The following is a 16,630-nucleotide window of genomic DNA, read 5'->3' on the forward strand; positions in this document are numbered from 1 at the left end:
CTGCCTCGCGCTTGTTTTAGTACTGCTTCCCCGTAGTGCTCTGTTCTTTACAGTTGACTCGACTGTGGAATGGAGAATAGTTTTGACAATGTTTCATGTCAATCGGCAAACGCAAGAAATCGGTAAAACTGTGGGTTTTCCCCATCATCAACCGGCGTCCACCCGAAAACCTTGCCGCTTTAACAATTCGATCACACCTTTCGGGCCGCCAAGGTGCAGGGCACCGATCGCCACGAACAGGGGCCGGTTCGCCCCGGCCAGCGCGATCGAACGCGCGGCGAAGCGGCGGTTGCGCTCGTAGAGGATCTTGTTGTCCATCGCCTCGGCCACCGGCCGCGAGCGCGCGAGCCGCTCCGCTTTCGCGCTGTCCCAGGCGGCCAGCGCGTCGGCGTCGCCGATGCGCCACAGCCGGTGCAGCGCCTGCACGTCGGCGGCGTTCTGCGCCGGCGTCTGCACCAGGTCCTGGGCCAGCATCTCGCGCTGCTCGGCGAGCGTGAGGCCGGTGAACGCGCGCATCTGCTCGGCCAGCGTCTCGAGGCCCACCACGCGCGCGCCCTTCTTCTTGAGAAACACGTTCTGCAGCTGCGCCTCGGTGCCGTATTCGGTCTGCAGCCCGGCCGACAGCGAGTCGTAGGTTTCCACCACCAGCGCGGCGAGCCACGGCCGCATCCGGCGAATTCCGTCGAGCGCGGCCGGATTGCCGCGCAGGCGCGCCGCGAGCCGCTGCCAGAGCGGCTCGGGCAGCAGCTTCGGCAGGCAGGCATAGCGGCACACGCCGTAGCGCGAGACGTCGTCGGCCGACTCGAGCAGGTCGTCGGGCGAGAGTTCGAGCGCGAGCACGGGCGAGGCGGCCAGCGCCGCGAGGATCGGCCGCCGGAACGGCTCGCCGGGCGGGTAGTCGCGCGGGTCGCCGACGTGCAGCGTACCGAGCAGGTAGATGGTGAGCCGGCCGCGCGTGGCGACGTAGAACGGCATGCGCGCCGGCTGGGCGCGCACGGCGCCGCTCGAGACGGTCGGATCGGGCGGCGGCGAGTGGAAGCCGGGCAGCGACAGGGGCGGCGACAGCCGCGCGCCGTTCAGCGGCGCATGGGCGCCGGCGCCCTGGGCCAGCGCGGCGCCGGCCGGCCAGCCGAGCCCGGCCAGCAGGCAGGCGCCCGCCAGCACCGCCTGCGCGAGTGCCCCGGCCCGTCGTCGCGAGGCACGCCGGCGCAGGCGCGTGCCGCGCACCCGGCATCCCCGCAGGCGGCGCGCCATCTGGCTCGCGCCGCGCCGCTGCGCCGCCCCGGCTTCAGGCATGCCCGTCACCCACCTCCTCGGCGCGATGGCAGGCCACCTGCCGTCCATCGACCTGGCGCAGCGCGGGCACCTCGGCGCGGCAGCGCTCCACCGCATAGGGGCAGCGCTGATGGAACGCGCAGCCCGACGGCGGCTTGAGCGGCGACGGCAGCTCGCCCTGCAGCTTGATCTGGATCCGCCGGTCCGATTCGAAGATCGCCGGGGTCGCCGACATCAGCGCGCGCGTGTACGGGTGGCGCGGCCGCGCGTAGATCGTGGCCTTGTCGCCGAGCTCGGCCACCGCGCCGAAGTACATCACCATCACGTCGTCGGCCACGTGCTCGACCACCGACAGGTTGTGCGAGATGAACACGTAGCTGGTGCCGAACTGCTGCTGCAGGTCCATGAACAGGTTCAGGATCTGCGCCTGGATCGACACGTCGAGCGCGGACACCGGCTCGTCGGCCACCACGATCTGCGGCTCGAGGATCATCGCGCGCGCGATCGCCACGCGCTGGCGCTGGCCGCCCGAGAACATGTGCGGATAGCGCTTGGCGTGCTCGGGGCGCAGGCCCACCGTGCGCATGATCGCGGCGATCCGCGCGGCGCGCTCGGCGGCCCCGAGCGGCGTGTTGATCGCGAGCGGCTCGCCGAGCGTCTGCTCGACGGTCTTGCGCGGGTTCAGCGAGGCGAACGGGTTCTGGAACACCATCTGCACGCGCCGGCGCAGCGCGGCGACGGTCGCGCGGCTCGCGCCGGCCACGTCCTCGCCGTCGATGCGCAGGTGGCCCGCGGTGGGCGTCTCGATCATCGTCAGCTGGCGCGCGAGCGTCGATTTCCCGCAGCCCGATTCGCCGACCACGGCCAGCGTGCGGCCGCGCGCGAGCGCGAACGAGACGCCGTTGAGCGCTTTCACGGTGGCCTGGCCGAACATGCCGCGGCGCACCGAATAATGTTTCGCGAGCCCGTCGGCGACGAGCACCGCGTCGCCGCGGGCGGCTGCCGGTGGCTGAGCGTGGACTGCGTTCATCGTGTCCCTCCCGATGGCTCGATCGCTTGCAGGTTCAAGGGCTTGATGCAGCGCGCGCGCATCATGGCGTCGCCGGGCGCGAGCTCGGCGAGCGCCGGACGCGCGGCGTCGCAGGCGGCCACGGCGTAGCGGCAGCGCGGCGCGAACAGGCAGCCGGCGGGCCGGTCGTCGCGCCCCGGCACCATCCCGGGCAGCGCGGCAAGACGCTCGGCGCCCGCGTTGTGCTCCGGAATCGCCGCGAGCAGCGCCTCAGTATACGGGTGATGCGGCGCGGCGAAGATGTCGGGCACGCGGTTGGTCTCGATGATCTCGCCCGCGTACATCACCGCGACGCGCTGCGCGACCTCCGAGACCACGGCCAGATCGTGCGAGATCAGCACCAGCGCCATGCCGCGCTCCTTCTGCAGCGACACCAGCAGATCCATGATCTGGGCCTGGATCGTCACGTCCAGCGCGGTGGTCGGTTCGTCGGCGATCAGCAGCTTCGGGTTGCAGGCCACCGCCATCGCGATCATCACGCGCTGGTTCATGCCGCCCGACATCTGGTGCGGGAACGTGTCGATGCGGTTCTTCGCGTCGGGAATGCCGACCTGGTCGAGCAGCTCGAGGGCCCGACGCTTCAGCGCATCGCCGCGCAGCCCCTCGTGCAGCTTCAGCACCTCGCGGATCTGATAGCCGACCGTATAGCTGGGGTTCAGGCTCGACAGCGCGTCCTGGAACACCATCGCGATGTCCTTGCCGATGATGCGGCGGCGCTGGCGCGGGCTCGCCCGCAGCAGATCGACGCCGTTGAAGGTGAGCTCGTCGGCGCTGACGATGCCGGGCGCGTCCACCAGCCCCATCAGCGCCATCATCGTCACGCTCTTGCCGGAGCCCGATTCGCCCACCACGCCCACCACCTCGCCCGGCGCGACGCTCAGGTCGATCCGGTCGACGGCGGCGAGGCCGTTGAAATTGACCGCCAGATTGCGGATGGTCAGAAGAGTGTCCATGGTCAGGCCATCCGTTTCAGTTTCGGGTCGAGCGCGTCGCGCAGGCCGTCGCCGAGCAGGTTGATCGCCAGCACCGAGATCAGGATCGCGAGGCCCGGCATGGTGACGATCCACCACGCGTTGTCGATGTAGTCACGCGCGCTGGCCAGCATCGCGCCCCACTCGGCCGCGGGCGGCTGCACGCCGAGCCCGAGGAAGCCGAGCGCGGCCGCGTCGAGGATCGCCGACGAGAAGCCGAGCGTGGCCTGCACGATCAGCGGCGCGGTGCAGTTCGGCAGCACCTGCGAGAACATCAGCCGCAGCGTGCCGGCGCCCGCCACGCGCGAGGCCGTGACGTATTCCTTCTGCAGCTCGCCGAGCGCCGAGGCGCGCGTGAGGCGCACGTAGCCGGGCAGCGCCACGATCGCGATCGCGAACATGGCGTTGGTCAGGCCCGGGCCGATGATGGCCACCACCGCCACCGCCAGCAGCAGCGAGGGCAGCGCGAGCAGCACGTCCATCACGCGCATCACGGGCGTGTCGGCCCAGCGCTGGAAGAACGCGGCGACCAGCCCGAGCACGATGCCGGGCAGCAGCGCCAGCACCACCGACACCAGGCCGATCCAGAACGACAGGCGCGCGCCGTACATCAGCCGCGAGAGGATGTCGCGGCCGGCCTCGTCGGTGCCGAGCACGAAGCGCCAGTTGCCGCCGTCGAGCCAGGCGGGCGGGATCTTGACGAAGTCGCGGTACTGCTCGATCGGGCTGTGCGGCGCGACGAGCGGCGCGAAGATCGCCACCAGCACCAGCAGCAGCACGATCAGGCCGGCGCCCACGGCGCCGCGGTTGCGCGAGAAGTTGCGCCAGAATTCCTGCAGCGCGAGCGCGCGGCCGCCGGCGCGGGCCGCCGGCAGCACATCGGGGAGTTCGCTCATCGGGTCACCTCGTATGGCGGATGCGGGGGTTGAGCACGCCGTAGAGCAGATCGACGACGAGATTGACGATGATCACGAGCGTGGCGATCAGCAGGATGCCGCCCTGCACGACCGGATAGTCGCGCCGGCCGATCGCGTCGATCAGCCATTTGCCGACCCCGGGCCACGAGAACAGCGTCTCGGTCAGCACCGCGCCCGCGAGCAGCGTGCCGATCTGCAGCCCGATCACGGTGACCACCGGGATCAGCGCGTTGCGCAGCGCATGCACCACCACCACGCGCGCCGGCGACAGGCCCTTGGCGCGCGCGGTGCGGATGTAGTCCTCGCGCAGCACTTCGAGCATCGAGGAGCGCGTCATGCGCGCGATCACCGCGAGCGGAATCGTGCCGAGCACGATCGACGGCAGGATCAGGTGGCTCACCGCCGAGCGGAACGCGCCCTGGTCGGGCGCGAGCAGCGCGTCGATCAGCATGAAGCCGGTGACGTGCGGGATGTCGAATTCGACGGCGATGCGGCCCGACACCGGAGTCCAGCCGAGCGTCGACGAGAACACCATGATCAGGATCAAGCCCCACCAGAAGATCGGCATCGAGTAGCCGGCGAGGGCGGTGCCCATCACGCCGTGGTCGACCAGCGTGCCGCGCCGCAGCGCCGCGAACACGCCGGCCGGCAGGCCCACCAGCAGCGCGAAGGCGAGCGCGCAGATCGACAGCTCGACGGTGGCCGGGAAGCGCGCCAGGAACTCGTCCATCACGCTGGTGTTGGTGATGATCGACAGGCCCAGGTCGCCGTGCAGCGCCCGGCCGATATAGTGGAAATACTGCAGCGGCAGCGGCTGGTCGAGGCCGAGGCGGTGCATCGCCTCGGCGTGCATCGCCGGATCGACGCCGCGCTCGCCCATCATCACTTCGATGGGATCGCCCGGGATCAGATGGATCAGCGCGAACGCGAGGATGGTGATGCCGATGAAGGTCGGAATCACCATGCCGACGCGGCGCAACACAAATCGCAGCATGGCGGATCTCGAAAAATCGTGGGGGTGAAGTGCGTCCGGCGACGAGGGGCCAAGCCCCCCGTCGCCGGATCAATTATCGTGCAGTCGGTGCAACGGTGCGCGAACGGCGGCCGCTTACTTTACGCTGACGCCGTCGAAGCGGATGAAGCCGAGCGGCTCGATCCGCTGGTCGACCACGGTCTTGCGCACCGGCTGGTAGACGGTGGAGTTCGCGATCGCCGTGTACGGCAGCTGCTGCGCGTAGATCTGCTGCGCCTGCGTGTAGATCTTGGTGCGCGCGTCCTGGCCGGTGGTCTCGCGGCCCTTCTTCACGAGCGCGTCAAACGACTTGTCGCACCAGCGCGTGAAGTTGTTGCCGCCGATCGCCTCGCAGCCGAGCTGGGTGGCGAGCCAGTTGTCGGGGTCGCCGTTGTCGCCGGTCCAGCCGATCAGCATCGCGTCCTGCTCGCCCGCGTGAGCGCGCTTGATGTACTCGCCCCACTCATAGCTGACGATGTTCGCCTTCACGCCGAGCTTGGCCCAGTCGGCCTGGATCATCTCGGCCATCAGCTTCGCGTTGGGGTTGTAGGCGCGCTGCACCGGCATCGCCCAGAGCGAGATCGAGAAGCCGTTCGGGAAGCCCGCCTTGGCGAGCAGCGCCTTGGCCGCCGCCGGATCGTAGGGGGCCGACTTCAGGTTCGGGTCGAACGACCACTGGGTCGGCGGCATCGGCGCGGCGGCCGCCTGGCCGGCGCCCTGGTAGACCGATTCGAGGATCGCCTTCTTGTTGATCGCCATGTCGAGCGCGCGGCGCACCTCGAGCTTATTGAGCGGCTTGTGCTGGGTGTTGTAGGCGAGGTAGCCGAGGTTGAAGCCCGCCTGCGAGGGCATGTCCAGGTTCGGGTCGGCCTTCAGCGTGGCGATGTCGGCCGGGCGCGGATAGCTCATCACCTGGCACTCGTTGCGCTTCATCTTCTGCACGCGCACGCCGGCGTCGGGCGTGATCGAGAAGATCAGCTTCGCGATCTTCACCGCGCCCTTCTTCCAGTAATCGGGGTTGCCGTCGTAGCGGATCGTCGCGTCCTTGGTGTAGCTGCGCAGGATGAACGGCCCGGTGCCGATCGGCTTCTGGTTGATGTCGGCGGCGTGGCCGGCCTTGAGCAGCTGGTCGGCGTATTCGGCCGACAGGATCGAGGCGAATTCCATCGCCATGTTCTGGATGAACGGCGCGTTCGGCTCGCTGAGCGTGAAGCGCACCGTGTACGGATCGACCTTCTCCACCTTCGTGATCAGCTTGTCGAGGCCCATGTCGGTGAAGTACGGGAAGCTCACCGGATAGGCCTTGCGGAACGGCTGGTTGGGATCGAGCATGCGCTCGAACGTAAACAGCACGTCGTCGGCGTTGAACTCGCGCGTGGGCTTGAAGTAGTCGGTGGTCTGGAACTTCACGCCATGGCGCAGGTGGAACGTGTAGACCTTGCCGTCCGGCGAGATGTCCCACGACTCGGCCAGGCCCGGCTCGACCTTGGTGCCGCCGCGCACGAACTCGACGAGGCGGTTGTAGATGGTGAAGGTGGCCGCCGAGAAATCCGTGCCGGTCGTGTACTGCGCCGAATCGAAGCCCGCCGGGCTGCCTTCCGAGCAGTAGACGAGCGTCTTGTTCGGGATCTGCGCATGCGCGGCACCCGAGATGCCGAACGCGGCCGCCGCGACGGCGGCCAGGGCCGCGCGCAACAGACGATCTGATGTCATTGTGTTTTCTCCAGGTCTCGTGCCGGCCGTGCCGGCGTGCGGCGATCTTACTTGAGCTTTCGCAGGACGAACAAGGCTGGCCGGCCCTGGCGCGCAAGGCCGCGGGCAAACGCTTGCGCGCCGATTTCCGGCGTGCTTGCGCGAGCGCGCGGGCCGCCCGGATTGCGCGCCGGGCTGTTTCGTCGTAGCGCTAAACAACGCGCGGCGGCCGCGGGCCGCGTCATGCCGGCGCAAGGCCGGCCGGGCGGCCGCCAAGCGGTGGCGCGCGACGGCCGGGCAGGCCGTCAGGCACCCGCAAAATGCCCGACGCGAGGCCCGCGCCGCGCGGCGGCTGCGGCACGGCACGCGCGGGCCGGCGGCACCGGCGGCTGCGCCGCGGCCCGCTGCGCGGCTCAGCCCTCGGCGCCGGGCGCGAGGCGCGGCATCGCGGCGATCGCGACCACCGACAGCGCGAGGCCCGCCATCACGTAGTAGGTCGGCGCAAGCGGCGTGCCCGTGGCGCGGATCAGCCAGGTGACGATGGTCTGCCCGAACCCGCCGAACAGCATCACCGCGACGTTGTAAGCAAGCGACAGCCCGGTGGAGCGCACGTTGGCCGGGAACCGCTCGGCGATCATCGCGCCGAACGGCCCGTAGTAGCCCGCCAGCGTGACGGCGAGGATGCCCTGCACGAGCACCAGCCGGCCGATGCTCGGCGCCGCGTCCAGCCAGAGAAAGAGCGGATAGATCAGGACCAGCGTCGCCACCAGCGAGGCGAGCGACAGCCGCTTGCGCCCGAGGCGGTCCGACCAGGCGCCCGCCACCGGCGAGAGCACGGTCAGCAGCACGCCGCCCACGATCGTCGCGTAGAACGACTCGCCGTAGGGCAGCTTCAGCTGCTTGACGGCGAAGGTCGGCAGATAGCTGAGCAGCACGTAGACCGTCACCGTCAGCGCGACCACCGAGCCGAGCCCGCAGAGCACCTCGCGGCCGTGCTGCGCGAGCACCTCGCCGAGCGTCGCGCGCCGCGCGCGCGCCTTGGCGAACAGGAACGCCTCGGAGTCGGCCAGATGGCGGCGCAGGTAATAGCCGATCGGGCCGATCAGCATCCCGATCAGGAACGGCACGCGCCAGCCCCAGGCGTGCAGCGCGGCGCCCGACAGCCCGTGCGTGACGGCCGCGCCCACCAGCGCGCCGACCAGCAGCGCCGCCGACTGGCTCGCCATCTGCCAGCTGCCGTAGAAGCCGCGGCGCGAGAGCGGCGCCGCCTCGATCAGCAGCGCCGTCGCGCTGCCGAACTCGCCGCCCGCCGAGAAGCCCTGCAGCAGCCTGCCGAGCACGATCAGCAGCGGGGCGGCGATGCCGATCGCCGCGTAGGGCGGCGCGGCCGCGATCAGGAAGATGCCGAGCGTCATCAGCACCATCACCAGCGAGAGCGCGGCCCTGCGGCCCGCGCGGTCGGCGTAGAGGCCCAGCACGATGCCGCCGACCGGACGCATGAAGAACGCCACGCCGAAGCTGGCCGTGGTCAGCAGCAGCGACGCGTATTCGCTGGTGGCCGGGAAGAACAGGTCGGCGATCACCACCACCATGAAGCTGAACACGGTGAAGTCGTACCACTCGAGCGCGTTGCCGATCACCGCGGCGATCACCGCGCGGCGCCCCGGTGCGCGCGCCTGCGGTTGCGTCGAATCCGTCGCCCATGTCGTCATGCGTTTGCCAGCCCCGCCCGGTTGCGTCTGCGCCGTGCACGCCATGCCCGCCGTGCCCCGTGCGCGCCGTGCGGCGCGCATCGTGCAGCGAGTGTAGGGAGCGCCGCCGGCGAACACAAGCCGCACCAAAAAAACGGCCGGCGTTCGCCGGCCGGATCGGTTCACGCCGGCGCGCGGCGCGGCGTCAGGCCATCTTCGTGAACGCGCTGCACCATCCCTTCGCGGCGACCTCCTTGCCCGGGAAGGCGAGGCAGGCCGCCGAGGCGGAGCCCTTCTTGCCCTGGTACATCGAGCAGGCCGCGCAGTCCTGGCCGGCCGCGTATTTCGGGAACTTGCTCTTGTCGACCTTCGAGGCGTCGGCCTTGTAGCCGAGCGCCTGCGCGGTCGGATCGGTCTCGGACAGCATCGGCGCGGCGAGCGCCTCGCGCGACAACGCGAGCGCGGACATCGCGCCGACACTGGTGATGAGGAAACTGCGACGGGACGTTTTCATGGGACGCTCCAGCTTCTCGATATGGTGGGGACGGCCGCTCTGACGGCGGCACGGGCGCCAAGCATAACGCCGCCCGCGCGAGCCTGCGTCCCCGAATCCCGAGCATAAGAAAACACCGCGCCCCGCCGCGCGCCGGGGCGGGGCGCGGGCGGCGCGTCAGAAGCCGATCGGCCGCCGCTTGGGCATGCCCTCGTCGGCACGGATGTCGCGCGGCTCGACCGCGTTGCGGCCGTCCAGCCGCGCGGCGCCGAAGGCGTGCAGCAGCGCGCGCCGCATGGTGCGCGGCGGCACCGCCGCGAGCGCGGCGAGCGACGCCTCGCCGAGCTGCTCGGGAAAGCGCAGGCCCCATGCGTGCGCCTCGCGGATCTGCGTGTAGATCGCCTGCGCGATGCGGCGCGCGCCGGCCTCGTCGGGCGCCGGAATCTCGTAGACGTTCATGCGGTTCAGGATCGGCTCGGGAATCGACTTCGCGTCGTTCGCGGTCGCGATCCAGATCACGTTGCCGGCGTCGATCGGCACCTCGGCGAACTCGTCGACGAACGCGCTCGCGGTGTCGTGCTCGAGCAGCGCGTAGAGCGCGCCGAGCGGATCGTATTGCGCGTCGTTGCCGGCCTTGTCGATCTCGTCGATCACGATCACCGGGTTCGCGTAGCTGCCGTTCACGAGCGCGTCGAACACCTTGCCCGGCTTCGCGTTCTTCCATTGCGAGGACGCCCCAGAGAGCACCCAGCCCGCCGTCAGCGAACTCATCGGCACGTAGTGGTAGGCGGTACCGAGCATCTGCGCGAGCGCCTTCGCGAAGTGCGTCTTGCCGATGCCGGGCGCGCCGAGCAGCAGGATCGGCATCAGTTCCAGCCGGTCCTCCGTCTCGAGGCACAGCGCCACCTGCTTGCGCAGGTCGTCGAGCGGGCCGCAGAAGTTCGGCAGCGACTCGGCCAGCGCGTCGAACGCGGGCATGCGCGTGGGCTTCACGCAGAAGCGCAGGTTGCCCGTCTTCAGCATCTTCTCGTAGGTCGAGCGCAGCGCCTCGCTCGCCCCCTCGTTCAGATCGCCCAGCGCCGTCTCGACCCGCTCCAGATCGTAGACGCGGCTGAACGACGCAACCGCCAGTTCCTGCCGCACCATTGCCGTCGTCATAACACACCTCCTGCTCGCCTGCCGCTTCGTGGAAACCCCGCCGCGCCTCATACGGATGCGCGACATCAAACTCCTCGATGCCAGTGTTGGCCAGACAAAAGACCAGCGCAAGCGAGCACTCGGCCCGCTCTGCTGCTAAAGGCGGCAGGCACTGCAAGGCGCCGCGAGCGCGCGTATCATCAACGGTTCACCGTTGCGCGCCGGCTGCCGTTTGCCGCGCCGCCGGCCCCCACGAGGAACCGCCGATGACCGAGCTTTCGCCGCCGTCCCGCCCCGCCCGTCGCCTGCGCGCCGCACCGCGCGCCGCGTCCGCGGCCAGAACGTTTCCCGGTTCGCTCGTCCCTGCGCTCCTTGCGATGTTTCGCCAGCCCGCCGCGCACAAGGCGCGCGCCGCCCGGCTGCGGCGCCTTGCACGCGGTGCCGCGCTGGCCGCGGCGCTGACCGGCGCGACGCTCGCCGCCCGGGCACAGGACGCGCCGCAGTCGATCGACTGGGAGGTGCGCGTGGTGCACGCGGGCCAGACCGTCGATACGTTCCACCACACCACCACGGTCGGCCAGTCGCGCACCGACAGCCACACCTACCCGGTCAGGCTGCCGGCCGGCTGCCCGGCGAGCGTCGAGGCGTCGGCCGTCGCGGCCGTGAAGCCGGAGCGCACGCGCAGCGTCACCGTCGCCCCGCTCTACGTGGACGGCAACACGGTCACGCTCGCGCTCGACGTGCAGGAGATCGTCGACGACGGCGACGGCTGCTCGCTGTCGCCGCGCCAGATCTCGGCCAGCCACCCGGGGCTCGCCGTGCATGGCGACAGCTGGACCGACTGGGCGCCCGCCGACAAGGCCGCGCGGCTGGTCTACCAGGTGCGCGCGCACGTCGTCGCGAACTGAGGCCGATGCCGATGCATGCCTCCGGAGCCCTGCCGTTCGCCGAGCCGCGAACGGCCCCGAACGAGATCACCGCGGTCAGCTGGAACCTGCACAAGGGCCGCTCGCCGCTCGGCTTCACCGCCTGGAACGCGATGCGCCGCTGGGTCGAGTCGACGCATGCGGATATCTACTTCCTGCAGGAGGCGATGGCGCGGCGCATGCCGCGGCCGGTGCTGGCGGCCGGCTTCGGCGCGCCGATGGACGACCCCGTCGACGACGTCTGGCATTGCCAGGCCACCGAGATCGCGCGCGCCCTCGACTGGCAGATCGCGCTCGGCCCGAACGTGTTCAAGCCGTCGTGGCGGCACGGCAACGCGATCCTCTCGCCGCATCCGCTCGACCTCGGCGGCAGGTGGGATATCTCGGCGCACCGCTTCGAACGACGCGGGCTGCTGGTGGCGCGCGCCACGCTGGCCGGCAGCGCGCCGATCACGCTGCTGTGCGCGCACCTCGCGCTCACGCGCGCCGCGCGGCTGCGGCAGATGACCTGGATCGCGCACTGGATCGAGCATCACGCGCAGGAAGGCCCGCTCGTGCTGGCCGGCGATTTCAACGACTGGCGCAACGATTCGGTGCCGCTGTTCGGCGAGATCGGGCTCGCCGAGGTGGCCACGCTGCTCGGCGAATCGGGCCGCACGTTCCCGGCGTTCTCGCCCGCGCTGGCGCTCGACAAGATGTTCGTGCGCGGCTTCACGCCGCTGGAATGGCGCGCGCCCGGCGAGGACACGGCCTGGCTGTCCGACCATCTGCCCTACATCGCGCGGCTGCGCATCGACTGACGGCGCGCCGCTTTCCCATGGCTTTCCCGCGGTCCTGGCGGCGCTTCATGGCCGCGAAGGCTGCCGTCCGGCGCGCGCCGGACGTGGCCCGGCGGCCCGCGGCGCCCCCCAATCCCTGGACCCGGCCGGGGTCAAACGCGCTCGATGCCCAGGCAGGGTAAAATACGGGGTTCTCCAAACGTCTGTTAACGGGTAGGCGTGCACTTTCCAGAAGTGGCGCGCCCGCCATCGGCCGGTCTGCGGATCGGGCCGGTGCCCTCGGTTTCCGTCTCGCATCCGTATCCCATGAGCAAATACGATACCGCTACCGTCCTGTCCGTCCATCACTGGACCGACACGCTGTTCAGCTTCACCTGCACCCGCGAACCAAGCCTGCGCTTCAACAACGGCGAATTCACGATGGTGGGCCTCGAGGTCGACGGCCGGCCGCTCGCGCGCGCCTACAGCATCGTCAGTCCGAACTACGAGGAGCATCTCGAGTTCTTCAGCATCAAGGTCCAGGACGGCCCGCTCACCTCGCGCCTGCAGCACCTGAAGGTCGGCGACAGCGTGCTGATCGGCAAGAAGCCCACCGGCACGCTGGTGGCCGACAACCTGCTGCCGGGCAAGACCCTGTGGCTGCTGTCGACCGGCACGGGCCTCGCGCCGTTCATGTCGATCATTCGCGATCCCGACATCTACGAACGCTACGAGAAGGTGGTGCTCACGCACACCTGCCGCCTGAAGGGCGAGCTCGCGTACATGGACTTCATCAAGCACGACCTGCCGGGCCACGAGTACCTTGGCGACATCATCAAGGAAAAGCTCGTCTACTATCCGACCGTCACGCGCGAGGCGTTCGACAACGAAGGACGGATCACCGACCTGATCGCGTCGGGCAAGCTGTTCACCGACCTCGACGTGCCGCCGTTCTCGCCCGAGCACGACCGCGTGATGCTGTGCGGCAGCACCGCGATGCTGAAGGACACCACCGAGTTGCTCAAGCAGGCCGGGCTCGTCGAAGGCAAGAACAGCGCGCCGGGCCACTATGTGATCGAACGCGCATTCGTCGACTGATCGACGCGTTCGCGTGGTTGCCCCCGAGCAAAACCGGAGCCGCTGCTCCGGTTTTTTTATGTTTTCATCATATTGCGTGGTTACAGTACGGCGGCACGGTTACAAACCCTTGCGTTTGGCTACAGGATCGGCGGAAAAAAAGCCCTCCATCACGCCCCCTCCACCTGTCGGATTTTTCCGACATCGGATGCCGGATTTTTGCCGGTTTACCCGAGGTCGGGCCCGCCCGGCGCGTCTGCTGGCCACATTCTGGGTTATGATTCGCGGCGCTTCGGCATTTCGTCGCCGGCTTGACAAGGGTCGAAGCATACATTACCGAATGTAACGATTGTTACCCGGCTCGCGGTGGACCACGCGAGACTGGAATCGGTCCCGCCCGCTCCCGCGGGCCGGATCGGTCCGTTTTCCTGCACGAAGGAACGTCATGGACACGCCGCGTATCGCACCGACCCCAGCGAGCGCCTCCACCAAGTCGAGCCGCGACCCCGCCCGGCCCGCCTCCTCCGCCGCCGCGCGTTTGCTGTCCGGCCCCACCCGCTGTGCTTCGGCGCACGCCGTCGGCCCCGCTGGCGAGGCGCGGCTGGCTGCCGCGTCGGCCGAACTCGCCGCCGACGAGGCCGCGCGCGCGCGGCTGGCGCGCGAGTTGCACGACGGCCTGGGCGCCGAACTGACCGGCGCACGCTTCGCGTTCGCCAATCTCGAAACCTGGCTGCCGGCCGACGCGCCCGAAGGCTGCCGCCGCGCGCTCGAACTCGCGCAGCAGGCGCTCGACGCCGCGTTCGATGCTTACCGGCGCGCGCTCGACGACGCGGCGCCGCCGCTCGACGCGGGCCTCGGCCGCACGGTGTCGGCCTGGAGCGAAGGGTTCGGCGCGCGCACCGGGCTGCGCACGCGCGTGGTCTGCTCGGCCGACGCGCGGCTCGCGCTGGTGGGCCCGGACGGCACGCTCGCCGTGCTGCGCGTGGCCCAGGAGGCACTCGCCAACGTCGCCCGGCATGCCCGGGCGACCTGCGTCGAGCTCACGCTCGAGGCGGGGCCGACGCATCTGGAGCTGGCGGTCGCCGACGACGGTGCCGGCCTGCGCCGCAGCCCGGGCCGCAGCGAGGGGCGCGGCCTCGGCCATCTGCGCGCGCGCTGCGCCGCGTTCGGCGGCACGCTGGCGCTCGCGGCACGCGCGGGCGGCGGCACGCTGCTGCGCGCGAGCTTCGGGTGGGACGCGCTGCTCGCGGTGCCCGGCGCGCACCGGCGGGCTTCGGCTTCCTGAGGCGCGGCGATGGAATTGACCCTGCTGCTCGTCGACGATCACGCGATCGTGCGCCAGGGCATCGGCCAGCTGTTGATCGACCGCCGCGTCGCGCGCGAGGTGGCCGAGGCCGAGTCCGGCGCCGAGGCGCTCGCGGCCGCGGACAAGGGCAGTTTCGACGTGATCCTGCTCGACATCTCGCTGCCCGACATCAACGGCGTCGAGCTGCTCAAGCGCCTCAAGCGCAAGCTGCCGACGGTGCCGGTGCTGATGTTCTCGATGTACCGCGAGGACCAGTACGCGGTGCGGGCACTGAAGGCCGGCGCATCCGGCTATCTGTCGAAGGCGGTCAACGCGACGCAGATGATCTCGGCGATCCAGCAGGTGGTGGCGGGACGCAAGTACGTGAGCCCGGCGCTCGCCGAGGCGCTCGCCGAGTACGTCTCGTTCGAGAACGAGCCGATGCCGCACGAGAAGCTCTCGGACCGCGAATACCAGACGCTCTGCATGCTCGCCTCGGGCAAGCGGCTGACCGACATCGCGCTCACGCTGTCGCTGTCGGTGAAGACGGTCAGCGTCTACCGCACGCGGCTGCTCGAGAAGATGAAGCTGTCGAACAACGCCGAACTGACGTTCTACGCGATGAGCAACCGCCTGCTCGAAATGACGCCGCCGTCGCCGTGACGCCGCCGTCGCCGCCGGCCGGCGCCTGAACCTGCGGCGCCCGGACGCCGTCTGGCGTCCCCCCCTCGGCCGCGCTGCGGCCTGCGCTGCCGCGTCGCGTGCAGACGCCGAATTTCCTCCGATGAATGATAGGTGCAACCCGAATGGGCAACCTGGATGGATCGGCTAGAATGCCAGGGCTCTAACGACTACAACCATAACCGCAGCCGTCGGCCGCATTCTCTGCCTATCAATCCGCATGTCACTTCTTCGCAAGAAAAACGTCGACCAGATGATCGCCGGCGCGCAGCGCGCGGGGCTCAAGAAGGCGCTCGGCGCCCTCGATCTGACCTTCCTCGGAATCGGCGCCATCATCGGCACCGGGATCTTCGTGCTGACCGGCACGGGCGCCGTGCAGGCCGGCCCGGCGCTGATGGTGTCGTTCGTCGTCGCGGCGATCGCGTGCGGGCTGTCCGCGCTCGCCTACGCCGAGTTCGCCTCGACGATTCCGGTGGCCGGCTCGATCTACACCTATTCGTATGCCACGCTCGGCGAGCTGGTGGCCTGGATCATCGGCTGGGATCTGATGCTCGAATACAGCCTCGCGGCATCGGCCGTCTCGGTGGGCTGGTCGGGCTACCTGCAATCGCTGCTGAAGGGCTTCGGCGTGGTGCTGCCGGCCGTGCTCACCGCGGCGCCCGGTTCGGTGCCCGGCGTGACCACCTATTTCGACCTGCCGGCCTTCGCGGTGATGCTCGCGATCACCGCGCTGCTGTCGGTCGGCATCCGCGAATCGACGCGCGTGAACAACATCATGGTGTTCATCAAGATCGCCGTGGTGCTGCTGGTGATCGCGGTGGGCGTGTTCCACGTGACGCCGGCCAACTGGACGCCGTTCATGCCGCACGGCTGGCAGGGCGTGTTCGGCGCCGCGGCCGTGATGTTCTTCGCGTTCATCGGCTTCGACGCGGTGTCCTCGGCGGCCGAGGAAGTGAAGAATCCGAAGCGCGACCTGCCGGTCGGCATCATCGCCTCGCTCGGCGTCTGCGCGGTGCTGTACGTGGCCGTCGCGGCGGTGGCCACCGGCATCGTGCCGTCGGCCCAGTACGCGGGCATCACCCATCCGATCTCGTATGCGCTGCAGGTGGCCGGCCAGAAGTGGGTGGCCGGCTTCATCGACCTGGGCGCCGTGCTCGGCATGCTGACCGTGATCCTCGTGATGACCTACGGCCAGACCCGCATCACCTACGCGATGTCGCGCGACGGGCTGCTGCCCGCGGTGCTCTCGCGCGTGCATCCGCGCTTCCAGACGCCGTTCGTCGCCACCTGGATCATCGGTCTGTTGTGCGCGCTGATCGCCGCGCTGATCCCGCTCAACGTGCTGGCCGAGCTGATCAACATCGGCACGCTGGCCGCGTTCTCGATGGTGTCGATCGCCGTGATCGTGCTGCGCCGCACGCGTCCGGACCTGCCGCGCGCGTTCCGCTGCCCGGGCGTGCCGACGGTGCCGATCCTGGCGGTCGCCGCGTGCCTGTTCCTGATGCTGAACCTGAACGCCGTCACCTGGAAGGCGTTCCTCATCTGGCTCGCGATCGGCCTGATCGTCTATTTCGCCTACTCGCGTCGCCACGCGAAGGTCGCGCACGGCGAGGCCCACTGAGGTTTCGCTCGCCGCGGCTTCGACA

The 16,630-nt window shown here is 69.8% G+C and carries 15 protein-coding genes; 6 read left to right on the plus strand and 9 right to left on the minus strand.

Annotated features, from left to right (window positions below; all coding sequences use genetic code 11):
* Window positions 1-147: 147 nt before the first annotated feature.
* The 9 genes from KS03_RS16455 to KS03_RS16495 all read right to left on the minus strand — a co-directional run bounded on the left by KS03_RS16455 (window position 148) and on the right by KS03_RS16495 (window position 10,278).
* Window positions 148-1,296, minus strand: coding sequence for a TraB/GumN family protein (locus tag KS03_RS16455; protein WP_039202879.1), 1,149 nt, complete (start codon window positions 1,294-1,296; stop codon window positions 148-150).
* Entirely contained in the window at window positions 1,289-2,305 is a 1,017-nt protein-coding gene (locus tag KS03_RS16460; RefSeq protein WP_015877245.1) for a peptide ABC transporter ATP-binding protein, read from the minus strand. Before KS03_RS16460 ends, KS03_RS16455 begins: the two co-directional genes overlap by 8 nt.
* Window positions 2,302-3,297, minus strand: a complete 996-nt coding sequence (locus KS03_RS16465) for an ABC transporter ATP-binding protein (RefSeq protein ID WP_015877246.1) — start codon at window positions 3,295-3,297, stop codon at window positions 2,302-2,304. Before KS03_RS16465 ends, KS03_RS16460 begins: the two co-directional genes overlap by 4 nt.
* 2 nt (window positions 3,298-3,299) lie before the next feature.
* Window positions 3,300-4,211: an ABC transporter permease subunit gene (locus tag KS03_RS16470; protein WP_015877247.1), complete on the minus strand. Its 912-nt coding sequence runs from the start codon at window positions 4,209-4,211 to the stop codon at window positions 3,300-3,302.
* Window positions 4,212-4,215: 4 nt separating this feature from the next.
* Entirely contained in the window at window positions 4,216-5,226 is a 1,011-nt protein-coding gene (locus KS03_RS16475; protein ID WP_015877248.1) for an ABC transporter permease subunit, read from the minus strand.
* Window positions 5,227-5,340: 114 nt separating this feature from the next.
* The gene (locus KS03_RS16480; protein WP_015877249.1) at window positions 5,341-6,957 is read right to left on the minus strand and encodes an ABC transporter substrate-binding protein; all 1,617 of its coding nucleotides are present in this window, start codon (window positions 6,955-6,957) and stop codon (window positions 5,341-5,343) included.
* 392 nt (window positions 6,958-7,349) lie between these two features.
* A complete protein-coding gene (locus tag KS03_RS16485; RefSeq protein ID WP_017924476.1) occupies window positions 7,350-8,648 on the minus strand; it encodes an MFS transporter in 1,299 nt (432 codons plus the stop codon).
* A gap of 184 nt (window positions 8,649-8,832) precedes the next feature.
* A complete protein-coding gene (locus KS03_RS16490) occupies window positions 8,833-9,141 on the minus strand; it encodes a high-potential iron-sulfur protein (RefSeq protein ID WP_017425038.1) in 309 nt (102 codons plus the stop codon).
* A 156-nt stretch (window positions 9,142-9,297) separates the two neighbouring features.
* Window positions 9,298-10,278 (minus strand): AAA family ATPase, encoded by a 981-nt coding sequence (locus KS03_RS16495; RefSeq protein ID WP_015877252.1) that lies wholly within the window; start codon window positions 10,276-10,278, stop codon window positions 9,298-9,300.
* 356 nt (window positions 10,279-10,634) lie between these two features.
* Between KS03_RS16495 and KS03_RS16500 the strand changes: the two genes are divergently transcribed.
* The 6 genes from KS03_RS16500 to KS03_RS16525 all read left to right on the plus strand — a co-directional run bounded on the left by KS03_RS16500 (window position 10,635) and on the right by KS03_RS16525 (window position 16,605).
* A complete protein-coding gene (locus KS03_RS16500; protein WP_015877253.1) occupies window positions 10,635-11,165 on the plus strand; it encodes a hypothetical protein in 531 nt (176 codons plus the stop codon).
* An 11-nt stretch (window positions 11,166-11,176) separates the two neighbouring features.
* Window positions 11,177-11,983, plus strand: coding sequence for an endonuclease/exonuclease/phosphatase family protein (locus tag KS03_RS16505; RefSeq protein ID WP_015877254.1), 807 nt, complete (start codon window positions 11,177-11,179; stop codon window positions 11,981-11,983).
* A 285-nt stretch (window positions 11,984-12,268) separates the two neighbouring features.
* On the plus strand, window positions 12,269-13,039 hold the full coding sequence (locus KS03_RS16510; RefSeq protein ID WP_015877255.1) for a ferredoxin--NADP reductase: 771 nt from the start codon (window positions 12,269-12,271) through the stop codon (window positions 13,037-13,039).
* Window positions 13,040-13,463: 424 nt separating this feature from the next.
* Window positions 13,464-14,303: a sensor histidine kinase gene (locus KS03_RS16515; RefSeq protein ID WP_015877256.1), complete on the plus strand. Its 840-nt coding sequence runs from the start codon at window positions 13,464-13,466 to the stop codon at window positions 14,301-14,303.
* Window positions 14,304-14,312: 9 nt separating this feature from the next.
* Window positions 14,313-14,966, plus strand: coding sequence for a response regulator transcription factor RqpR (rqpR, locus tag KS03_RS16520; RefSeq protein ID WP_015877257.1), 654 nt, complete (start codon window positions 14,313-14,315; stop codon window positions 14,964-14,966).
* Between the two features lie 238 nt (window positions 14,967-15,204).
* On the plus strand, window positions 15,205-16,605 hold the full coding sequence (locus KS03_RS16525) for a branched-chain amino acid transporter BcaP (RefSeq protein ID WP_015877258.1): 1,401 nt from the start codon (window positions 15,205-15,207) through the stop codon (window positions 16,603-16,605).
* The last annotated feature ends 25 nt before the right edge of the window (window positions 16,606-16,630 follow it).

It is taken from the genome of Burkholderia glumae LMG 2196 = ATCC 33617, assembly GCF_000960995.1.
GTDB classification, from domain to species: Bacteria; Pseudomonadota; Gammaproteobacteria; order Burkholderiales; family Burkholderiaceae; genus Burkholderia; species Burkholderia glumae.